The sequence below is a fragment of the Pseudoduganella sp. GW821-FHT12E03 genome, from assembly GCF_058807115.1.
Map to the genome: position 1 here is coordinate 1 of NZ_JBXAQJ010000040.1, position 1659 is coordinate 1659.

At 52.9% G+C, this 1659-nt stretch carries 1 rRNA gene; it reads left to right on the forward strand.

What is annotated here, in order from left to right:
• Window positions 1-1659 (forward strand): 23S ribosomal RNA (locus tag AC1RRC_RS33195); the annotation flags it as partial.

Here is a 1659-nt window from a genome sequence, read left to right on the forward strand (position 1 = left end):
TAATAGCTCACTGATCGAGTCGTCCTGCGCGGAAGATGTAACGGGGCTAAGCCAGTCACCGAAGCTGCGGATATCCGCAAGGATATGGTAGGAGAGCGTTCTGTAAGCCTGCGAAGGTGTCTTGTAAAGGATGCTGGAGGTATCAGAAGTGCGAATGCTGACATGAGTAGCGATAATGGGGGTGAAAAGCCCCCACGCCGTAAGCCCAAGGTTTCCTGTTCAACGTTCATCGGAGCAGGGTGAGTCGGCCCCTAAGGCGAGGCAGAGATGCGTAGCTGATGGGAAGCAGGTTAATATTCCTGCACCGTCGTATGATGCGATGGGGGGACGGATCGCGGAAGGTTGTCCAACTGTTGGAATAGTTGGTTTCTGGTTCAGAGAAGGCGCTTAGGCAAATCCGGGCGCGGAATTCAAGGGACTGGGACGAGCGCTCTAGGGCGCGTAGCAATCGGAAGTGGTTCCAAGAAAAGCCTCTAAGCTTCAGTCATACGAGACCGTACCGCAAACCGACACAGGTGGGCGAGATGAGTATTCTAAGGCGCTTGAGAGAACTCGGGAGAAGGAACTCGGCAAATTGGTACCGTAACTTCGGGAAAAGGTACGCCCCGGTAGCTTGACTGGCCTGCGCCAGAAGGGTGAAAGGGTTGCAATAAACTGGTGGCTGCGACTGTTTAATAAAAACACAGCACTCTGCAAACACGAAAGTGGACGTATAGGGTGTGACGCCTGCCCGGTGCTGGAAGATTAAATGATGGGGTGCAAGCTCTTGATTGAAGTCCCAGTAAACGGCGGCCGTAACTATAACGGTCCTAAGGTAGCGAAATTCCTTGTCGGGTAAGTTCCGACCTGCACGAATGGCGTAACGATGGCCACACTGTCTCCTCCCGAGACTCAGCGAAGTTGAAATGTTTGTGATGATGCAATCTACCCGCGGCTAGACGGAAAGACCCCATGAACCTTTACTGTAGCTTTGCATTGGACTTTGAACCAATCTGTGTAGGATAGGTGGGAGGCTTTGAAGTAGGGACGCCAGTTCCTATGGAGCCAACCTTGAAATACCACCCTGGTTTGTTTGAGGTTCTAACCTTGGTCCGTAATCCGGATCGGGGACAGTGCATGGTAGGCAGTTTGACTGGGGCGGTCTCCTCCTAAAGTGTAACGGAGGAGTTCGAAGGTACGCTAGGTACGGTCGGACATCGTGCTAATAGTGCAATGGCATAAGCGTGCTTAACTGCGAGACCGACAAGTCGAGCAGGTACGAAAGTAGGACATAGTGATCCGGTGGTTCTGTATGGAAGGGCCATCGCTCAACGGATAAAAGGTACTCTGGGGATAACAGGCTGATTCCTCCCAAGAGTTCATATCGACGGGGGAGTTTGGCACCTCGATGTCGGCTCATCACATCCTGGGGCTGTAGCCGGTCCCAAGGGTATGGCTGTTCGCCATTTAAAGTGGTACGTGAGCTGGGTTTAAAACGTCGTGAGACAGTTTGGTCCCTATCTGCCGTGGGCGTTGGAAATTTGAAGGGGGCTGCTCCTAGTACGAGAGGACCGGAGTGGACGAACCTCTGGTGTACCGGTTGTCACGCCAGTGGCATTGCCGGGTAGCTAAGTTCGGAAGAGATAACCGCTGAAAGCATCTAAGCGGGAAACTTGCCTT